Origin of the sequence: Variovorax glacialis, assembly GCF_051216375.1 — a bacterium.
In the GTDB taxonomy this organism is placed as follows: Bacteria; Pseudomonadota; Gammaproteobacteria; order Burkholderiales; family Burkholderiaceae_C; genus Variovorax.
The window spans coordinates 1-17,835 of the sequence record NZ_JBPJZT010000008.1 but is presented as its reverse complement, the minus strand read 5'-3'; the positions used below and the strand labels follow the sequence as shown (position 1 = coordinate 17,835).

The 17,835-nt window shown below is 65.7% G+C and carries 18 protein-coding genes; 13 read left to right on the top strand and 5 right to left on the bottom strand.

What is annotated here, in order from left to right:
* The first annotated feature begins 27 nt into the window (after positions 1 to 27).
* From ACSFBL_RS21125 to ACSFBL_RS21115, 3 genes are read left to right on the top strand one after another with little or no spacing between them, the layout of a single operon-like run.
* Positions 28 to 2,382 (top strand): Tex family protein, encoded by a 2,355-nt coding sequence (locus ACSFBL_RS21125; RefSeq protein ID WP_435517780.1) that lies wholly within the window; start codon positions 28 to 30, stop codon positions 2,380 to 2,382.
* Positions 2,383 to 2,427: 45 nt separating this feature from the next.
* The gene (locus ACSFBL_RS21120) at positions 2,428 to 3,498 is read left to right on the top strand and encodes a patatin-like phospholipase domain-containing protein (protein WP_435517779.1); all 1,071 of its coding nucleotides are present in this window, start codon (positions 2,428 to 2,430) and stop codon (positions 3,496 to 3,498) included.
* A gap of 43 nt (positions 3,499 to 3,541) precedes the next feature.
* Positions 3,542 to 3,763, top strand: a complete 222-nt coding sequence (locus ACSFBL_RS21115) for a hypothetical protein (protein WP_435517778.1) — start codon at positions 3,542 to 3,544, stop codon at positions 3,761 to 3,763.
* 14 nt (positions 3,764 to 3,777) lie between these two features.
* On the opposite strand, the gene ACSFBL_RS21110 is transcribed toward ACSFBL_RS21115, so the two are convergent.
* Positions 3,778 to 4,173: an MAPEG family protein gene (locus ACSFBL_RS21110; protein WP_435517777.1), complete on the bottom strand. Its 396-nt coding sequence runs from the start codon at positions 4,171 to 4,173 to the stop codon at positions 3,778 to 3,780.
* A gap of 40 nt (positions 4,174 to 4,213) precedes the next feature.
* Positions 4,214 to 5,083, bottom strand: a complete 870-nt coding sequence (bla, locus tag ACSFBL_RS21105) for a class A beta-lactamase (protein ID WP_435517776.1) — start codon at positions 5,081 to 5,083, stop codon at positions 4,214 to 4,216.
* Positions 5,084 to 5,177: 94 nt separating this feature from the next.
* Here bla and ACSFBL_RS21100 point away from each other — a divergent pair, with 94 nt between their 5' ends.
* Positions 5,178 to 6,053 carry a LysR substrate-binding domain-containing protein gene (locus tag ACSFBL_RS21100; RefSeq protein WP_435517775.1) on the top strand — a complete coding sequence of 292 codons (876 nt, stop codon included), beginning with the start codon at positions 5,178 to 5,180 and terminating at the stop codon, positions 6,051 to 6,053.
* A 16-nt stretch (positions 6,054 to 6,069) separates the two neighbouring features.
* Here ACSFBL_RS21100 and ACSFBL_RS21095 read toward each other — a convergent pair whose 3' ends face one another.
* The gene (locus ACSFBL_RS21095) at positions 6,070 to 7,206 is read right to left on the bottom strand and encodes an iron-containing alcohol dehydrogenase (RefSeq protein ID WP_435517774.1); all 1,137 of its coding nucleotides are present in this window, start codon (positions 7,204 to 7,206) and stop codon (positions 6,070 to 6,072) included.
* Positions 7,207 to 7,332: 126 nt separating this feature from the next.
* On the opposite strand from ACSFBL_RS21095, the gene ACSFBL_RS21090 reads away from it, so the two are divergent.
* The 3 genes from ACSFBL_RS21090 (at position 7,333) to ACSFBL_RS21080 (ending at position 9,955) form a co-directional block, all read left to right on the top strand.
* Positions 7,333 to 8,268: an alpha/beta hydrolase gene (locus ACSFBL_RS21090; protein ID WP_435517773.1), complete on the top strand. Its 936-nt coding sequence runs from the start codon at positions 7,333 to 7,335 to the stop codon at positions 8,266 to 8,268.
* Positions 8,265 to 9,134: a YbgC/FadM family acyl-CoA thioesterase gene (locus tag ACSFBL_RS21085; RefSeq protein WP_435517772.1), complete on the top strand. Its 870-nt coding sequence runs from the start codon at positions 8,265 to 8,267 to the stop codon at positions 9,132 to 9,134. Before ACSFBL_RS21090 ends, ACSFBL_RS21085 begins: the two co-directional genes overlap by 4 nt.
* A 92-nt stretch (positions 9,135 to 9,226) precedes the next feature.
* Positions 9,227 to 9,955, top strand: a complete 729-nt coding sequence (locus ACSFBL_RS21080; protein WP_435517771.1) for an alpha/beta fold hydrolase — start codon at positions 9,227 to 9,229, stop codon at positions 9,953 to 9,955.
* A gap of 139 nt (positions 9,956 to 10,094) precedes the next feature.
* Here ACSFBL_RS21080 and ygfZ read toward each other — a convergent pair whose 3' ends face one another.
* Positions 10,095 to 11,018 (bottom strand): CAF17-like 4Fe-4S cluster assembly/insertion protein YgfZ, encoded by a 924-nt coding sequence (gene ygfZ / locus ACSFBL_RS21075; RefSeq protein ID WP_435517770.1) that lies wholly within the window; start codon positions 11,016 to 11,018, stop codon positions 10,095 to 10,097.
* 85 nt (positions 11,019 to 11,103) lie between these two features.
* Here ygfZ and mltG point away from each other — a divergent pair, with 85 nt between their 5' ends.
* From mltG to ACSFBL_RS21045, 6 genes are all read left to right on the top strand, one after another.
* Positions 11,104 to 12,123, top strand: coding sequence for an endolytic transglycosylase MltG (gene mltG / locus ACSFBL_RS21070; protein WP_435517769.1), 1,020 nt, complete (start codon positions 11,104 to 11,106; stop codon positions 12,121 to 12,123).
* Positions 12,120 to 12,776 (top strand): dTMP kinase, encoded by a 657-nt coding sequence (gene tmk / locus ACSFBL_RS21065; RefSeq protein WP_435517768.1) that lies wholly within the window; start codon positions 12,120 to 12,122, stop codon positions 12,774 to 12,776. Before mltG ends, tmk begins: the two co-directional genes overlap by 4 nt.
* 49 nt (positions 12,777 to 12,825) lie before the next feature.
* Complete coding sequence (locus ACSFBL_RS21060; RefSeq protein ID WP_435517767.1) at positions 12,826 to 13,845, top strand: DNA polymerase III subunit delta'; 1,020 nt, start codon at positions 12,826 to 12,828, stop codon at positions 13,843 to 13,845.
* Positions 13,842 to 14,216: a PilZ domain-containing protein gene (locus ACSFBL_RS21055; RefSeq protein WP_214685382.1), complete on the top strand. Its 375-nt coding sequence runs from the start codon at positions 13,842 to 13,844 to the stop codon at positions 14,214 to 14,216. The genes ACSFBL_RS21060 and ACSFBL_RS21055 overlap by 4 nt, the downstream gene beginning before the upstream one ends.
* A gap of 64 nt (positions 14,217 to 14,280) precedes the next feature.
* Positions 14,281 to 15,087 (top strand): TatD family hydrolase, encoded by an 807-nt coding sequence (locus ACSFBL_RS21050; protein ID WP_435517766.1) that lies wholly within the window; start codon positions 14,281 to 14,283, stop codon positions 15,085 to 15,087.
* On the top strand, positions 15,084 to 15,746 hold the full coding sequence (locus tag ACSFBL_RS21045; protein ID WP_435517765.1) for an ankyrin repeat domain-containing protein: 663 nt from the start codon (positions 15,084 to 15,086) through the stop codon (positions 15,744 to 15,746). The genes ACSFBL_RS21050 and ACSFBL_RS21045 overlap by 4 nt, the downstream gene beginning before the upstream one ends.
* 557 nt (positions 15,747 to 16,303) lie before the next feature.
* Here the strand turns inward: ACSFBL_RS21045 and ACSFBL_RS21040 are convergent.
* Positions 16,304 to 16,789, bottom strand: a complete 486-nt coding sequence (locus ACSFBL_RS21040) for a bactofilin family protein (protein ID WP_435517764.1) — start codon at positions 16,787 to 16,789, stop codon at positions 16,304 to 16,306.
* Positions 16,790 to 17,835 lie beyond the last annotated feature (1,046 nt).

Sequence of the window (17,835 nt, the reverse complement as noted above, 5' to 3'; positions counted from 1 at the left end):
CGCCGTGCCCAGGGACGCCTTCCAGACATGCAGAAAATCATTCGCCAGCTCGCCGCCGAGATCAAGGTCGGCGAGCACCAGGTGAAGGCCGCCGTCGATCTGCTCGACGGTGGTGCCACCGTGCCCTTCATTGCGCGCTACCGCAAGGAAGCCACCGACGGCCTCGACGACATCCAGTTGCGTGAACTCGAAGCGCGCCTCGCCTACCTGCGCGAACTCGAAGACCGCCGCGCCGCGGTGCTCAAGAGCATCGAGGAGCAGGGCAAGCTCACCCCCGAACTGCGCGCCGCCATCGATGCCGCGCCGACCAAGCAGGAACTGGAAGACCTCTACCTGCCCTTCAAGCCCAAGCGCCGAACCAAGGGCCAGATGGCGCGCGAGGCCGGCATCGAGCCGCTGGCCGACAAGCTCTTCGCGGATCCGACGCTGAACCCGGCCGATGAAGCGGCTGCTTTCGTGAAGCCCGCGGCCGATGGCCTGGACTTCTCGACCGTGCAGCTCGTGCTCGACGGTGTGCGCGACATCCTCTCCGAGCGCTGGGCCGAAGACGCCGCGCTGGTGCAGCGTCTGCGCGAATGGCTGTGGACCGAAGGACTCTTCAAGTCCGGCCTGATGGCGGGCAAGGACGAGAACAACGCCGACGTCGCCAAGTTTCGCGACTACTTCGATTACGACGAGCCGATCGGCCGCGTGCCGTCGCACCGTGCGCTGGCGGTGTTCCGCGGGCGGGCGCAGGAAATCCTCGACGCCAAGCTGGTGCTGCCGGTCGAACCCGAGCCGGGCAAGCCGTCCATCGCCGAAGGCAAGATCGCGCTGCACCTGGGCTGGAGCCATGCGGGCCGTCCGGCCGATGACCTGATCCGCAAGTGCGTGGCCTGGACTTGGCGCGTCAAGCTGTCGCTGTCGACCGAGCGCGATCTGTTCACTCGACTGCGCGAAGACGCCGAGAAGGTGGCGATCAAGGTCTTCGCGGACAACCTGCGCGACCTGCTGCTCGCCGCACCCGCAGGCCAGCGCGTCGTGATGGGCCTGGACCCGGGCATCCGCACCGGCGTGAAAGTCGCGGTGGTCGATGCCACGGGCAAGCTGGTCGAGACAGCGACGGTCTTCCCGCACGAGCCGCGCAAGGACTGGGAAGGCTCGCTGCACACGCTCGGCAAGCTCTGCGCGAAGCACGGCGTGAACCTGATCGCGATCGGCAACGGCACCGCGAGCCGCGAGACCGACAAGCTGGCGGCCGACCTGATCAAGCTGCTGGCCAAGATGACGGCGCAGGCCGGCGCGCCGGCCGTGAACGTCGACAAGGTGGTGGTGAGCGAAGCCGGTGCGTCGGTCTACTCGGCCAGCGAATTCGCCTCCCAGGAAATGCCGGAAGTCGACGTGAGCCTGCGCGGCGCCGCGAGCATCGCGCGCCGCCTGCAGGACCCGCTGGCCGAACTCGTGAAGATCGACCCCAAGGCGATCGGCGTGGGCCAGTACCAGCACGACGTGAACCAGAGCGAACTCACGCGCACCCTGCACGCGGTGGTCGAAGACTGCGTGAACTCGGTCGGCGTGGACCTCAACACCGCAAGCGTGCCGCTGCTGTCGCGCGTGTCCGGCCTGTCGGCGAGCGTGGCCAAGGCGGTGGTGCGCTGGCGCGAGGCCAACGGTGCCTTCGCGAGCCGCCAGCAACTGCTGGACGTAAGCGGCTTCGGGGCCAAGACCTTCGAGCAGAGCGCGGGCTTCCTGCGCATTCGCGGCGGTGCCAACCCGCTGGACATGACGGGCGTGCATCCGGAAACCTACCCGGTGGTCGAGAAGATGATCGAGAAGACGGGCAAGCCCGTCGCCGAGCTGATGGGCCGTGCCGAGATGCTGAAGACGCTCAAGCCCGAGCTCTTCGCGAACGAGAAGTTCGGCGTCATCACCGTCAAGGACATCCTCGGCGAACTCGAGAAGCCGGGCCGCGACCCCCGCCCCGACTTCAAGGTCGCGCGCTTCAATGACGGCGTGGAGGACATCAAGGACCTGGTCGAGGGCATGGTGCTCGAAGGCACGGTGAGCAACGTGGCCCAGTTCGGCGCCTTCGTCGACCTCGGGGTGCACCAGGATGGCCTGGTGCACGTGAGCCAGCTGTCGCACAAGTTCGTCAACGACGCGCGCGAAGTGGTGAAGACCGGCGACATCGTCAAGGTGAAGGTGATGGAGGTCGACGTGGCACGCAAGCGCATCGGTCTGTCGATGAAGCTCGATGCCGCGCCTTCGCGCCGAGACGGTCCGCGCGAGAACCGCTTCGAAGGCGCAAGCCGCGGGCAGCAGGGTCCGCGCCGCGACAACTCGCCGCAGCCGGCGGGGCAGATGGCCTCGGCTTTCGCGAAGCTGCAAGGCTTGCGCAAGTAAGCGGGCCGTGGCCGGCGGCGCACGATTCTTGCCAGTGCTGGCGTCATGAAAGCGCTTCGCATCTACGCTGGCCCGGTCGCCCGCGAACACATCGCGGCGCACGGCCTGCGACCGCAGGATGTGCGCACCATCCCCGGTGCCGCCGGTGGGCCCAAGGGGCTGATCCTCGGGCCGATCGACCGTTTTCTCTTCGGCGACTGGCTGGCGCAGTCGACGCAGCCCATCGACCTGGTCGGCGCGTCGATCGGTGCGTGGCGGCTGGCCAATGCCTGCCTCGCCGATGCCCGCACCGCCTTCGAGCAGTTCGAGCACGGCTACATCCACCAGCACTTCGAAGTGCCTGCGGGCCAGAAGCGGCTGAGCGCGAAGCAGGTCAGCGCGCAGTTCGGCGAAGGGCTGCGCAGCTTCTATGGCGGCCGCACGGCGGAGGTGCTGGGGCATTCACGCTATCGGCTGCATGTGATCACGGCGCGCGGTCGTCACATCCTCGGGCGGGAAGGGCGGGCGCGCACACCGATGGGCTACCTCGGCGCCTTCATCACCAACAGCGTGCACCGCAAGAGTCTCGGCGCATGGCTGGAGCGCGTGGTGTTCTCGACACCGGGCGCGACGCTTCCCTTCGGCACGCGGGATTTCCGGACGCGGCAGGTCGATCTGCGCGAAGGCAACTTCGAGCTCGCCTTGCAGGCCTCGTGCTCGATCCCCTTCATGCTCGAAGCCGTCCACGACATCCCCGGCGCGCCGCCCGGTGCCTACTGGGACGGCGGCATCACGGACTACCACCTGCATCTGGACTACGTCAACGTTGACGGCATCGTGCTGTACCCGCATTTCCAGAAGGCCGTGGTGCCGGGCTGGCTCGACAAGGGGCTCAAGTGGCGCCACAAGGCGACCGGCTTCCTCGACCGCATGGTGGTGCTCGCGCCGAACCCGGAGTGGGTCAAGGGCTTGCCCAACGGCAAGCTGCCCGATCGCAATGACTTCGTGCGCTACGGCAACGATGTTCAGTCGCGCATCAAGGCCTGGAGCATTGCGGCGAAGGAGTCGCGGCGGCTGGCGGACGAGTTCGCCGAATGGCTGCACGGCGGCAGCGAGCGCGACATCCTGCCGCTGTAGGGTCGCGTTGCGGCTAGAGTCGAGGCAGCACGGAGACACCTCAATGAATGCGACCCGAATCATCGGATTGATCCTGATCGTGGCGGGCATCGCCGCCCTGGGCACGGGCGGGTTCAGCTTCACCAAGGAAACGCATCAGGTCAAGCTGGGGCCGGTCGAACTGTCGGTGAAGGAAAAGCAGAACGTGAACTTCCCGATCTGGGCGGGCGTGGCCGCGATCGTGGTGGGTGGCGCGTTGCTGGTGTTCGGTGGAAGGAAGGGTTGATCGCGGACGCGCGATCATCCACCCGACTGGGCCCAGTACATCTGCAGCAGTCGAAGCGCCGCCGCGATCATCGGCGTGAAGGTCAGCGCCATGCCGAGCGTGCGAAAGGCAAATCGCTCCTTGACCCGGCTGACACCGACCGCGTGCAGGATACGGCCGAGCAGCAGGCACAGGCCCAGCGCATGCACGAACCAGGCTGCCGCACCCGACGATTCGACGAAGTACATCAGCAGGAGATTCAAGGGCACGTACTCGGCGAAATTCGAGTGCACGCGCATCGCACGCAGCATGCGCTCGTCGCCCGCATCGCCGATGACGATGCGCAGGCGCCGCCGCATCCGCAGCGTGCGGAAGCTCAGGCCGACGTACATCAATGTCAGCAGGGCGGCATAGAGCCAGACGATGTGCATGATGGCCGCATGCTAGCGCGGCGCGGCGCCCAAAGGCTGTTCAGGTCGACTTGGCGAATGCGGCGCCGACCGAGGCGATCGTCGCATTGCGCGACTCCATCGAGGCGGTGCTTTCCGTGAGGTAGACCGAGGCCAGGATCGGTGCACGCCCCGGCGGACGGAGGATGGCGATGACGTTGGCGGTGCCGCGATCGCCGGAGCCGGTCTTGTCGCCGACCACCCAGTCCGACGGAACCCCGGCCCGCAATCGCTGGCCGCCGGTCTGATTGGCGTCGAGCCAGCGCAGGAGTTGGGCGCGCGAGGCCGGCGCGAGCGCGTCGCCCAAGAGAATCTTTTGCATGTTGTCGCGCATGGCGCGGGGTGAGGTGGTGTCGCGCGGGTCGCCGGGGAGGGCCTCGTTGAGCGCGGTTTCGAGGCGGTCGAGGCGCGAGACCGGGTCGCCGAGGGCGCGTGCATGGCGCGTCAGGCCTGCAGGGCCGCCGATGCTGGCGAGCATCAGGTTGCCGGCCGTGTTGTCGCTTCTCGTGATGGCTGCTTCGCAGAGCGCGGCCAGCGTCATCCCCGCGCCGCCGACATTCTTTTCGGTGATTGGCGAGTACTCGACGAGATCCCGTTGGCTGAAGACGACACGGCGGTCCAGGTGCTCCTTGTGCTGGTCGACGCGAGCGAGGATGGCCGCGGCGGCGAGGAACTTGAAGGTGCTGCACATCGGAAAGCGCTCGTCCTCGCGGTGCCCGGCGTGCAGGCCCGTGCCGGTGTCGAGCACCGAGACGCCGAGGCGTGCGCCGCTGGCCTTCTCGATGTCCGCGAAGCGCTGCGAAAGCGGAGCGTCGGTTCCGGCGAATGCCAAGGCGGGAGCGCCGGCGAGTGCTGCGAGCAAGGCGCTTGAAAACTGTCGTCGATCGATCATTCGTTCTCCTGAAAGCGGCGTACTTTCCGCGCTTTCGAGCGCCAGGACAAACGATGGTATTTTCTGGATCACAAAAGAAAATCTTGGGTCTCGAATGGCGCGTCCTCACCTTCCGCTCAATGCCTTGCGCGCGTTCGAATGCTCCGCGCGCCATGCAAGCTTCACGCTTGCCGCAGCCGAACTTCACGTGACCCAGGCCGCGGTGAGCCAGCAGGTGCGGGGTCTGGAAGGCCGCCTGGGCGTCGCCCTGTTCCGTCGGCTCCCGCGCGGGCTGGCGCTGACGGACGAAGGCCACGCGCTGCTGCCGGTGCTGGCGGATGCCTTCGGCCGCATGGAGGCGGTGATCCAGCAATTCGACAACGGGCACTTCTTCGAGGTGCTGAGCATCGGCGTCGTCGGCACTTTCGCGGTCGGTTGGCTCATGCCCCGACTGCGGCTGTTTCGCGAATGCTGCCCCTTCATCGACCTGCGACTCATGACGCACAACAACGTGGTCGACCTCGCGGCGGAAGGGCTGGATTTCGCGATCCGCTTCGGAGACGGCAACTGGCCAGGCCTTTACGCCGATCATCTGCTGTCGGCGCCGCTGACGGTGTTGTGCGCACCCGCCGTCGCGGCGCGCGTGCGCCGCGCGCAGGACCTGGTGCACGAGACGCTGCTGCGTTCCTATCGTGCCGAAGACTGGCCCGGCTGGTTCGCCGCCGCCGGCGTCGATGCGCCGACGATTCGCGGGCCGGTGTTCGATTCCTCGCGCCTGATGGTCGAGGCAGCAATGCAGGGTGCGGGCGTGGCGCTCGCACCGGCATCGATGTTCGAGCGAGAACTTCGGGAGGGACGGCTTGCGCAACCCCTTCTGATCGAAGTCGTCACCGGCGACTACTGGCTGACGCGGCTGCGCTCGCGGCCGATCACCCCGTCGATGAATTTGTTCCGTGACTGGCTGCTGGGCCAGACCGCGCGAGCAGCCTGAGCACGGTCCGCGCCGGCTACATCGACGCTTCGAGCATCTGGCGGTAGTCGTCGCGCGTGGCGAGCCGCGGATTCGTCTTGTGGCAATGGTCGGCCATCGCGCCGTCGATCACCTTTTCGAAGATGTCCGGCGTCACGCCCACTTCGGCCAGGCCCTTGGGCAGGTCGAGGCGGGCGCACATGTCGCGGATCGCATCGCCGAGGTCGCCGGCGGAATCGAGGTGCATGGCCTGCGCCATGCGTTGCAGGCGCTGGTCCTTCTGCACGGATTCGGCGCCGGCATTGAAGTGGATCACGGCGGGCAGGAAGAGGGCGTTGAGTGTGCCGTGGTGCAGGCGCGGATCGACACCGCCCAGGCTGTGGCTCAACGAGTGCACGCAGCCCAGCCCTTTCTGGAAGGCCATGGCGCCCTGCATCGAGGCGCTCATCAGGTTGAGGCGCGCCTCGCGGTCGCTGCCGTCCTTGGTCGCGCGTTCGATGTAGCCCCAGGCGCGTTCGAGTCCGTCCAGGCCGATGCCGTCGGCCGGTGGGTTGAACGCGGCCGACATGAAGGTTTCCATGCAGTGGGCGATGGCGTCCATGCCGGTTGCGGCGGTAAGGCGGGGTGGCAGGCCCAGCGTGAGTTCCGGGTCGCAGATCGCGGCCTTGGGCATCAGGAACCAGCTGTGGAAGCCGAGCTTGCGGTGGTCGTCGACGATGACGATCGCGCCGCGCGCCACCTCGCTGCCGGTGCCGCTGGTGGTGGGCACCGCGATCAGCGGTGCCACGCGGTCGGTGATCTTCGGCGAGCCGCCCTCGATGGTGGCGTAGGTCTTGAGCGGGCCTTCGTGCGTGGCGGCGATCGCAACGCCCTTGGCGCAGTCGATGGCGGAACCGCCGCCGACGGCGATCAGACCGTCGCAGCGGCCTTCGCGGTACATCGCGGCCGCGGCGCGCACGGCGGCCTCGGTCGGGTTGGAGGGCGTCTGGTCGAACACGGCGACCGGCAGATCGCCGAGCGCATCGAGTGCCTTCTGCAGGATGCCCGCGGCGCGCACGCCGGCGTCGGTCACGACCAGCGGACGCGTGATGCCGATGCGCTCGCATTCGCTGCGAAGCAACTGGATGGCGCCGAAGTCGAACTGGATCTGGGTGAGGTACTGGATGAGAGCCATGGGTGATGCGACGTTGGTGCGGACGGTACGATGCGGGCCTTCGAATCTAACAAGCACGGAGCATCTTGGACACTCATAAAACCCTTGCGCTTGACGCCGTCGGGACAACGGGCGGGCGCTGACGGGATGATCGCGCTCACCCCCAAGATGGCCAGCGTGGTCGATCGCATGGCGCGCGCGGGCCGACCACCGCTGCATTCGCTGGCGCCCGCCGAGGCCAAGGCCGCGTATGAAAAAGGCGCCGGCGTGCTCGAAGTGCCCAAGCCGCAGCTCGCTCGCGTCGAGGACTTCAGTTTGCCCGCCCGCGACGGTTACGCGCTACCTGCCCGCCTGTATGCGCCTTCCAATGAAGTCCTGCCGGTGCTGGTGTTCTTTCACGGCGGCGGTTTTACCGTCGGCAGCATCGCCACCCATGACACCCTGTGCCGCGTGCTGAGCGAAAAGAGTGGCTGCGCGGTGGTGTCCGTGGACTACCGGCTCGCGCCGGAGCACAAGTTTCCGACGGCGTCGAACGATGCGTGGGATGCCTTCGCGCACCTGGCCAGGAACGCGGCGCAGTGGGGGCTCGACGGCTCGCGCATCGCGGTCGGCGGGGACAGCGCGGGCGGGACGCTGGCGGCGGTCTGCGCCATCCTCGCGCGCGACGCAGGGATTCCGGTCGCGTTGCAGATGCTGATCTATCCCGGCACGGCCGCGCACCAGGACACGCCTTCGCACCTGAGATATGCCGAGGGTCCGCTGCTCGGCGAAGCGCTCATCACCTATTTCTTCACCCTGTACGTGAACGCCGAGTCCGACCGCGACGACTGGCGCTTCGCACCGCTCAACGCCGAGGACGTGGAGGGCGTCGCGCCCGCCTGGATCGGCCTCGCCGAATACGATCCGGTGGTGGACGAAGGCATCGCCTATGCCGACAAGCTGCGCGCGGCCGGCGTGCCGGTCGACCTGGAAATCTATCGCGGCGTGATCCACGAATTCGTCAAGATGGGCCGCGCCATCCCCGAAGCGCTGCAGGCCCATGCCGACGCGGCGCGCGCACTCAAAGAAGCCTTGCAACCATGACAGCGACCCTCAGGAAATCCGACTTTCGTTTCTTCCACCGCCTGCGCGTGCGTTGGGCCGAGGTGGACATGCAGAAGATCGTCTTCAACGCCCACTACCTCATGTACTTTGACACCGCGATCGCCGACTACTGGCGCGCGATGGCGTTGCCGTACGAGGAGGCGATGCTGGCGCTCGGCGGCGATCTGTACGTGCGCAAGGCGACGATCGAGTTCAACGCCTCCGCGCGGGTCGACGACGTGCTGGATGTCGGCATGAAGTGCAAGCGCGTGGGCAATTCGTCGATCCTCTTCCATGGGGGCCTTTTCCGTGGCGACGAACTGCTGGTGACCTGCGAACTGGTCTACGTGTATGCCGACCCCGCTACGCAGACCTCCAAGCCGGTGCCGCCGTTGCTGCGGGAGCTCCTTTCGGGCTACGAGGCTGGCGAATCGATGCGCGACGTGGTCACGGGCAGCTGGGACCAGCTCGGCGATGGCGCCGGCAAGGTGCGGCGCGAGGTCTTCATCGAGGAGCAGCGAATCCCCAAGGAACTCGAATGGGACGAGCACGACGCGACCGCGGTTCATGCGGTCGCGCGCAACCGGCTGGGCCAGGCCATCGCCACAGGGCGGCTGGTTCCCGAATCGCCGGGCGTCGGGCGGATCGGACGCATGGCGGTGCACCGCGTGCTGCGCAGCGGCGGCCATGGCGCGGCCGTGCTGCGTGCACTCGAGGCGGAGGCCGCGGCGCGTGGCGACCGCGAAGTCACCCTGCATGCGCAACGCAGCGCGGAAGCCTTCTATGCGCGCCTGGGCTATCAGCCGCACGGCGAACCTTTCGAGGAAGCCGGCATCGCCCACATCGAGATGCGCCGGAAGCTCTGACGGGCCGGATTCCAGATTCGCCGGGATAACCCGATGGCACGCGGCACAGGCGCCGCTCAAGATGGCCGTCCCCAATAGCTGGAGACACAGAAATGGCCAATTTCGTACTGGTTCATGGCGCCTGGCACGGTGGCTGGTGCTACCGGGAAACGGCGAACGCGCTGCGTGCCGCGGGGCACACGGTGTTCACGCCCACGCACACCGGTGTGGGTGAGCGTTTTCATCAGTCGAGAGAGAACGTCACGCTCGAGACGCACATCCGCGACGTCTGCGGCTGCATCGAGTGGGAAGAGCTCAACGACGTCATCCTGGTCGGCCATTCGTATGGCGGCATGGTCATCACCGGCGTCGCCGACCGCCTGAGCGACAGGATTCGCTCGCTGGTCTATCTCGATGCCTTCGTTCCGGAAAACGGCGATTCGTTGAACGGCCTGCTGTCGAAGGCGCTCGCGCCCGAAGTGGCGGCGCTGTTCCTGGGCGCATTCCGGGGCACCGCGCTGCAGGACAACTGCGGGTTGATGCAGCCGATTTCCGCGGAAATGTTCAACATCGGACCGGCCCACCGCGAGCGCGTCGATCGGCTCTGCAGGCCGCAGGCGTTGGCGACTTTCGAGATGCCTCTGCTGCTGACCGGCGCGGGCGACAGGATCAAGGAGCGGCTGTACATCCTGGCCGACAGCTGGGATCCGAGCCCCTTCCGCTATTTCGCGGCCAAGGTCGAAGGCGCTGTCGGCTGGCGTGTGATCAAGATGGCGACCAGCCACGATGTGATGGTCGACATGCCGAACGAACTGGCCGCGGAGTTGCAGAAGCTGGCCTGAAACGCTGCGGGCCGGGGGGGCGTCGAACGGGTCAGGCCGTGGCGCACTTCCTGACCGTGTCTCAGGTCCGGGTGGTCAGGTCGGTGCCGAAGGTCTTTTCGATCGGCGTCATGAAGACCGGTCCGACGTAGCGGGGCATCTAGATGTCTTCCAGCAGCGCGTAGGGCAGTGGTTCCACGGTGAGCGACGGGCCGTCGGCGGAGCCCGCATGCAGGCCGCCGGCCTCGATCGCGGCAATCTGGATCGAGATCAGCGCGGCCCAGCCGCCGTTCGGTGCCGGCGCGGCTTGCGCCACCGTCCCCACGGGCTGCTCGCGGTCGTTGGCGGCGAAGACTTCCTGGCCCGCTGCGACCTCGTCGCTGGCCTGCACGAGGTAGGTCCGGCGCTTGAGGGTGCCGCGGAACTGGCTGCGCGCGACCACCTCCTGGCCCGGATAGCAGCCCTTCTTGAAGTTCACGCCGCCTACCGATTCGTAGTTGATCATCTGCGGCACGAAAGCCTCGACCACGGGCGAGGTCAGCGTGACCACGCCGCTGCGGACTTCGCCCCATTGCCAGAGCGCGGGGTCGAGCGTGGTGCCTTGGGGTGCGGCGCTGCCGGCGGGCGCGATCCACAACGCACGGGGAATGCCGTCGGAAGGGTAGAGCGTGACGGCGCTTGCGGCACCCACGAGGGTGTGGCGGCCGGGCGGCGAACTTGCGTCGATACCGTTGGCGGTCAGTGCCGAGCCGGCCAGTCCGTAGAGGGTGAACTCGTCGCTCGCGTCGCTCAGTTTCGCCTTGGCGCGCAGGACGAACATCGAAAGACGCTTGAGCGTCGCGGCGAGGATGTCGCGGCTGCACACCAGCAGGATGCGTTCGGGCTCCGGCCGGATCCCGATGAAGGAGGCGATCGCGCGCCCCTTGGCCGTGCAAAGGGCGGCCAGGCGGGCTTCGGATGCGTCGAGCAAGGCGAAGTCCTGGGTCAACTGGCCATGCAGGAAGCTGGCAGCGTCGGGGCCATCGGCGCGAATGACACCGAGGTGGGAGAGGGCGGTCACGCCATTCAGAACGACTGAGGTCATCGCTGAATTATCATGGCCGGCCCCGTTCCGCTCGGTCCGCAGGGCTTCATTTCACCTTTTCAGTCTGCTTGCTTCGTCGGAACCCGTGCGCCGCTTCCTTCTCACGCTCTTTCTGCTGGCCGCCCTGGTCGTTCTGGGCGTCGGCGCCGCCGGCCTCTGGTGGGTCAACCAGCCGCTGAAACTGCCGGCGCCCAACGTCGACCTGTCGATCGAACCCGGTACCACGCCGCGCGGCATTGCCCAGGCGGTGGCCGATACCGGCGTGGACGTGCCGCCTCAACTTCTGTACCTGTGGTTTCGCTTCTCCGGGCAGGACCGGCAGATGCGCGCCGGCAGCTACGAACTGGAGCGCGGGATCACCCCGCGCCTCTTGCTGAACGTGCTGGTGCGCGGCGAGGAAGCGACCCGGAGCCTCGTGCTGGTCGAGGGATGGAACTTTCGCCAGGTGCGCGCCGCGCTGGCCAAGGCCGAGCAGTTGAAGCCCGACACGGTCGGGCAGACGGATGAGGAAGTGATGGCGCGACTCGGGCGGCCGGGCATGCACCCGGAGGGTCGCTTTTTCCCGGATACCTATACCTATTCCAAGGGTTCGACCGACTTTGCCTTGCTGCAACGCGCGATGCGCGCCATGGACAAGAAGCTCGAAGCCGCCTGGGCCGCCCGTGCCTCCGACCTGCCGCTCAAGACGCCCAACGAGGCGCTGATCCTCGCCAGCATCGTCGAGAAGGAAACCGGCAAGGCGCAGGACCGTGCGGAGATCGCCGCTGTCTTCATCAACCGGTTGCGCATCGGGATGCCGCTGCAGACCGACCCGACCGTCATCTACGGGATGGGAACGCGCTTCGACGGCAATCTGCGCAAGAAGGATCTGCAGACCGATTCGCCATGGAACACCTACCTGCGCAACGGCCTTCCGCCAACGCCGATCGCGATGCCGGGCAAGGCCGCCCTGCTGGCGGCGGTGCAGCCGGCGCAGAGCAAGTCGCTGTATTTCGTTTCCCGGGGCGACGGCACCAGCCAGTTCAGCAATTCGCTCGACGAGCACAACCGTGCGGTCAACCGCTATCAGCGGAACGCCGACCCGAACCAGCGGAGCGGGCAATGAAGGCACTCTTCCTGACACTCGAAGGCATCGATGGTGCCGGCAAATCGAGCCACATCGATGCGCTCGAGGCGTTGTTCAAGGCACAAGGGCGCCGGGTGACGCGGACGCGTGAACCGGGCGGCACGCCGCTGGCGGAGACCCTGCGCACGCTCATCCTCGATCAGCCGATGGACCCGTTGACAGAGTCGTTGTTGGTGTTTGCTGCGCGGCGCGACCATGTCGTGCGCGTGATCGAGCCCGCGTTGGCGCGTGGGGACGTCGTGCTCTGCGACCGCTTTACCGATGCGACCTTCGCTTACCAGGGGGCAGGGCGGGGGTTCGATCCGGCCGTGCTTTCGACGCTGGAGCAATGGGTGCAGGCCCAGCCGGGAGCGGCGCAGCCCCTGCTGCAACCCGACATCACGGTCTGGTTCGATCTGCCTGCCGAGACGGCGGCCGAGCGGCTGGCCGGTGCGCGCATCCCGGACAAGTTCGAATCTCAGCCGGTCGAGTTCTTCCGGCGCGTCGCGGAAGGCTATGCCCAACGTGCAGCCGATGCGCCGCGCTTCGCTCGCATCGATGCCAGCCAGTCGCGCGAGCAGGTCTGGCAGCAGATCGAGGCGGCGTTGGCCGAGCGCGGACTCGTGGCTACCGACAGCGGAGGTGCGCCGTGAGCACTGCGCCGAAACGCTCCGGGCAAGCTCGCACCGCAGAGGTCATGCAATGAATGCGGCGTCGCTCTCGCCGTGGTTGCGCAAACCGCTCGCGGAACTCTTGCGTCAACGCGGTCACGCGTGGCTCCTTCAGGGTCCATCGGGTCTCGGCCAGTATGAACTTGGCCTTGCGCTCGCGGCCGCCTGGCTGTGCGAGCAGCCGGACCAAGGGGGGAAGGAGGGCGCCTGCGGACACTGCCCCAGTTGCCACGCGATCCAGGTGCGCACCCATGCCGATCTGTGCGTACTCATGCCCGAAGTCGCGATGCAGGAACTGGGATGGCCGCTCGACGAGAAATCGCAGGCCGACATCGATGACAAGAAGCGCAAGCCCAGCCGCGAGATCCGTGTCGAGGCGATGCGCGACGCGGTCGGCTTTGCCCAGCGCACCAGCGCACGGGGCCGCGGCAAGGCGGTGCTGGTGTATCCGGCGGAGCGCATGAACACCGTCACCGCGAATGCGCTGCTGAAAACGCTGGAAGAGCCCGTCGGTGACGTTCGATTCGTGTTGGCGAGCGAGGCCGCATGGCAGTTGCTGCCCACGATCCGCAGTCGCTGCCTCGGCTTCACGCTGCCGTGGCCGCAAGCGGACGAAGCGCAAGCGTGGCTGGTCGGGCAAGGCGTTCCTGCCGCGGACGCGACCGCACTGTTGCGCGCCGCAGGCGGCCGACCCAGTGACGCGTTGCGGCTGGCCGGACAGGGCCAATCGCCCAAGGCATGGAGCCTGCTGCCCAAGGCGCTTTCGCGAGGCGACGTGAGCGCGCTGGCCGACCAGGCACCAGCGCAGGCCATCGGTGCACTGCAGAAGGTCTGCCACGATCTCATGGCGACGGACAGTGGCGCCGCGCCGCGGTTCTTCGAGGCGGCCGATCTTCCTCCCGCACCTCCGCGGGCTGCGCTGGCCCGGTGGTCGAGGTCGCTGGCGACTGCGGCAAAAACCGCAGAACATCCCTTCAATGCGGGCCTGATGCTGGAGGCGCTTGTGAGCGAAGCGCGAACCACCCTAAACTCGGGACGCCGTCGCCCATGAACACACCAGCAGCCCCCACCCCCTCCGCGCCTGCCAGGCCCAGCGTCATTCAACTGGCCATCAAGGAAAAAGGCGCGCTCTATGCGGCCTACATTCCGCTGTTCGCCGAGGGCGGGATCTTCATCCCCACCTCGCGCGAGTACCGGCTGGGCGACGATGTCTACGTGCTGCTCACGCTGCCCGAAGATCCTCAACGCTACCCCGTGGCCGGCAAGGTCGCCTGGATCACGCCGGCGCGTGCGGCGGGCAACCGGGCGCCGGGTGTCGGTATCCGGTTTCCGTCCGACGACAAGTCGCGCCAGCTGAAGGCCCGCATCGAAGAGGCACTGGGCGGCACAATGGCGTCCGATCGTCCGACCCAGACCATCTGAGTCCCGCCCTCCTGCGACGCGGACCGCACGCGGTGTGGATGCACCGCCATTCCGAAATTCCGCGATGTTTACAGACTCCCACTGCCACCTGACCTTTCCCGAGTTTGCGGACCGGATGCCGGAGATTCGCGCGGCAATGGCCGCCGCGCAAGTCGATCGGGCGCTCTGCATCTGCACCACGCTGGAGGAATTTGCTGACGTCCAGGCGCTTGCGTCCGGTTATGACAATTTCTGGGCCTCCGTAGGCGTCCATCCGGACAACGAAGACATCGCCGAGCCGACCGTCGAGGATCTCGTACAGCGATCGGCGCTGCCCAAAGTGGTTGCCATCGGTGAAACCGGCCTGGATTACTACCAGATGGAAGAGCGGAAGGGCGGTCGCAGCATTTCAGATCTGGAATGGCAGCGTGATCGGTTCCGCGTCCATATCCGGGCGGCGCAACAGGTCCGAAAGCCGCTCATCATCCATACACGCGAAGCGTCGGCGGACACGCTGGCAATCCTCAAGGAGGAGGGCGAGGATGGCGGGGCAAGGGCGGCCGGCGGCGTGTTCCATTGTTTTACCGAGACTGCGGAGGTGGCGCGTGCCGCCCTCGACCTCGGGTTCTACATCTCCTTCTCGGGCATCCTGACGTTCAAGAAGGCGCAGGATCTGCGCGACGTCGCCGCCTTCGTCCCGCTCGACCGCATGCTGATCGAGACCGACAGCCCCTACCTTGCCCCGGTGCCCTACCGCGGCAAGACCAACAACCCGTCGTACGTGCCCTTTGTCGCGCAGCAGATCGCCCAACTCCGCTGCATGCCGGTCGAGTCGATCGCAAAGGCGACCAGCGACAACTTCGAAGCCCTGTTTGACGGGGTAAAGACATGACAAACCACTTCAAGAAGCTGCTGTACCTGGTTGTTTTTTCAGTATCTTTCGCGGTACACGCAGGCTCTTTCGAAGACTTCTTCCGAGCAGTCCGTTCCGACAACGCAAGCGGCGTCAAAAGCCTGCTGGAGCGGGGGTTCGACCCGAACACGCGCGACGAAAAAGGGCAGACAGGCCTGCTGATCGCGTTGCGGGAGCCGTCACCCAAGGTGATTAAGGTGCTGCTGGATTCACCGAAGACCGACGTCGAGGCGCGCAATCCGAAGGATGAGAGTCCGTTGATGCTGGCGGCGATCAAGGGCCAGCAGGATCTGGTAGTCATGCTGATCGAGCGTGATGCGGACATCAACAAGCCCGGCTGGACGCCGCTGCACTACGCGGCAACCAACGGGCACACGGACATCATGAAGCTGCTGCTGGACAAGGACGCCTTCATCGATGCGCAGTCGCCGAACGGCACGACACCGTTGATGATGGCTGCCATGTACGGGTCCACCGCAGCCGTGAAGCTGCTCTTGGACGAGGGCGCGGATCCGCTCATGAAGAACGAGCAGGGGATGACGGCCACCGACTTCGCCCAGCGCGCCAATCGGACCGATGCGGTGCAACTGCTGAGCGCAGCGGTTCGGGGCAAGAAGCCCAGCGACGGGAAGTGGTGACAGGACGGGCGTGACCTGGCGCCTTTCTGATCTGACAAACGAAAGCGCTCGGAGAGATTAGGACCGATCTCATTCTCGAGAAAGCAGGCCGCTGGTCCAATAACGGAATCACACGCAGGGACTGAACTCGCTTCGGTCCGGCTCTCGCATCACGCTTGCGCGCAGCCACGCGTTCGGCCCGCAACCGCGGGACTTTCCTTTACGCCTGCTGGATCGATGTCGCCTTTGCGCGGCGTCAGCCACGTTCTTGTCTGTCTTGCACCATGTTCTCACAGCTGTTTGGGCTGGTAGGCGCCCAGTCGCCCACGTTGCTCGTATTCATCGACCTCTTTTTCACTGCGATTACCGGCGGTTCGTTGTCCAGAGTTCTGCGCCGGGAGCGGCGTCGGCGATTGCGCGCCATGACGGCCGCTTCTCACTGCACCCAGTCCGTGGAGGATTTTCCGGAACTGGCTGGAGGGTGACTCAATGGACCGGAAAGCAATATCACCCGCCCGCTTTCTCGCGGCGTTCGGCGTGAGCGTTCCTAGGCTTTGCTCGAAGGCTGGCCGGAGAAGTCAGACAGTCGAGGCAGGAAGGGCGGTAGCATCGCGGCAACTGATCTCGCCCGACAGTTGTCCGCCTTCCTCGATCACTAGCCGCTTGTACTGGATCGTTCCAGCCACGCTGCCCGTCGATTGGATGGCAAGCGTTTGATGCACAGTCAGTGCGCCGTCGAAGCGACCCCGGATCTCCACGAGTTCGATGTCGGCCGTCCCTTTGAACGCGCCATGCTCGGCAATTTGCATGACGCGCGCCTTCAACTTTGCTTCGACCACGCCTTCAATCACTAACGTATCGCAGTCCGTAATCTGGTCGCCCTTGAGCTTGATGTTGGCGCCGACAACAAGACGGCTGCCTCCGTCCATAGCGGCGCTCATCGTTGCCCTGGCGACTTGATCTGCGCTCGGATTGAAGGCAACGGGTTCTGATATGACGGGAGAAACGGGTTCTGGCTCGGGCGCATGGGCACGTCGGCCAAACAGGGGGGACTGGGCGAGCATCTCGATGCCTCCTCAAAAAAACCGATCCTAGTTGCGACAGGTTTGCGGGCGCAAACGCGCCGAATAGGCTGGCCCAAAAATAAATACAATGTATATTATGTAAAATCAAAGAAGGAGTAGCGCGAGGAGGATCGGGGTTTCTGGTCCGTCCGTATTGCCCTAGCCCGCGAGGACAGCATTTCCTTTGCAGATTGACAGCTTTTCCTTTGCAACTCGACACCAGAAGGTTGTGAATTAGCTGAAAGCCGACAGAACTTCATTGGCACGTCCGCAGAAGACCTGTTCCCATCTCCCCCCACAGATTGATTCCTGGACTTAGAAGCGAGCCGACAGAAATCCCCCTGTCCAAACGCCCGATTTCGCGACATAAATCCCCAAGCGGCGTCTTTGCGTTTTCGCTCTGCTTTTTTTGTTGTGGCTTGAAGCCAACTGGGGGCTACTACGCCATCCTCTGGCCCCAACCCGGCATTTCGCTCGGGTCTTTCTGTCTGCCGATATTCGATCCGGGCATCGTCGACCGCTGGCAAATCGACTTTCTCAGGCGTGGAGTGCACGGCCACAAAAGCTAGAAAGCGGACCGCGGCAGAAAAGACCGAGCCTTCCGACGACCTTATTCGCCCTTCCGCGAGGTGCTTTTTGTCGCTGCTCAAATTCTGTGAAGGAATGCTGCCTACGCTTGTCGCTGCGGTCGCAAAGCATGTCTTTGCGGCCCTCTCGTCGCTGCCGTGCCCCGAGCCGTGCCGTATTTCACACCGGCCCGACTTTTCGCAACCGCACACAACGGGCGCGCAAGCAACCTCCTCCCTCAAAGGTAGGCTCGGCCCTGCGCTTGGGTCCGTTGGGGACTCCGGAGCGACAGAACTAGAAATCACATGAGGGGACCGCACGCATGTCGTGGCGCTTTCGTAAGAGTTTTAGCCCGATCCCGATGCGTATTTCGGCGAACGTGACCGATGATTTCGGGAACGTGACCGATGTCGGTCGGATGCTGGGTTGCGCGGAAGAGATTGTAGGGATGAGGTTGATTTGAAGGGCTGAAGTACCTC

What these genes read in the sequence shown, in the direction of transcription:
- ACSFBL_RS21125 (WP_435517780.1), top strand. Translation starts at nt 28, where the DNA reads ATGCAGAAAATCATTCGCCAGCTCGCCGCCGAGATCAAGGTCGGCGAG.
- ACSFBL_RS21120 (WP_435517779.1), top strand. Translation starts at nt 2,428, where the DNA reads ATGAAAGCGCTTCGCATCTACGCTGGCCCGGTCGCCCGCGAACACATC.
- ACSFBL_RS21115 (WP_435517778.1), top strand. Translation starts at nt 3,542, where the DNA reads ATGAATGCGACCCGAATCATCGGATTGATCCTGATCGTGGCGGGCATC.
- ACSFBL_RS21110 (WP_435517777.1), bottom strand. Translation starts at nt 4,173, where the DNA reads ATGCACATCGTCTGGCTCTATGCCGCCCTGCTGACATTGATGTACGTC.
- bla (WP_435517776.1), bottom strand. Translation starts at nt 5,083, where the DNA reads ATGATCGATCGACGACAGTTTTCAAGCGCCTTGCTCGCAGCACTCGCC.
- ACSFBL_RS21100 (WP_435517775.1), top strand. Translation starts at nt 5,178, where the DNA reads ATGGCGCGTCCTCACCTTCCGCTCAATGCCTTGCGCGCGTTCGAATGC.
- ACSFBL_RS21095 (WP_435517774.1), bottom strand. Translation starts at nt 7,206, where the DNA reads ATGGCTCTCATCCAGTACCTCACCCAGATCCAGTTCGACTTCGGCGCC.
- ACSFBL_RS21090 (WP_435517773.1), top strand. Translation starts at nt 7,333, where the DNA reads ATGATCGCGCTCACCCCCAAGATGGCCAGCGTGGTCGATCGCATGGCG.
- ACSFBL_RS21085 (WP_435517772.1), top strand. Translation starts at nt 8,265, where the DNA reads ATGACAGCGACCCTCAGGAAATCCGACTTTCGTTTCTTCCACCGCCTG.
- ACSFBL_RS21080 (WP_435517771.1), top strand. Translation starts at nt 9,227, where the DNA reads ATGGCCAATTTCGTACTGGTTCATGGCGCCTGGCACGGTGGCTGGTGC.
- ygfZ (WP_435517770.1), bottom strand. Translation starts at nt 11,018, where the DNA reads ATGACCTCAGTCGTTCTGAATGGCGTGACCGCCCTCTCCCACCTCGGT.
- tmk (WP_435517768.1), top strand. Translation starts at nt 12,120, where the DNA reads ATGAAGGCACTCTTCCTGACACTCGAAGGCATCGATGGTGCCGGCAAA.
- ACSFBL_RS21060 (WP_435517767.1), top strand. Translation starts at nt 12,826, where the DNA reads ATGAATGCGGCGTCGCTCTCGCCGTGGTTGCGCAAACCGCTCGCGGAA.
- ACSFBL_RS21055 (WP_214685382.1), top strand. Translation starts at nt 13,842, where the DNA reads ATGAACACACCAGCAGCCCCCACCCCCTCCGCGCCTGCCAGGCCCAGC.
- ACSFBL_RS21050 (WP_435517766.1), top strand. Translation starts at nt 14,281, where the DNA reads ATGTTTACAGACTCCCACTGCCACCTGACCTTTCCCGAGTTTGCGGAC.
- ACSFBL_RS21045 (WP_435517765.1), top strand. Translation starts at nt 15,084, where the DNA reads ATGACAAACCACTTCAAGAAGCTGCTGTACCTGGTTGTTTTTTCAGTA.
- ACSFBL_RS21040 (WP_435517764.1), bottom strand. Translation starts at nt 16,789, where the DNA reads ATGCTCGCCCAGTCCCCCCTGTTTGGCCGACGTGCCCATGCGCCCGAG.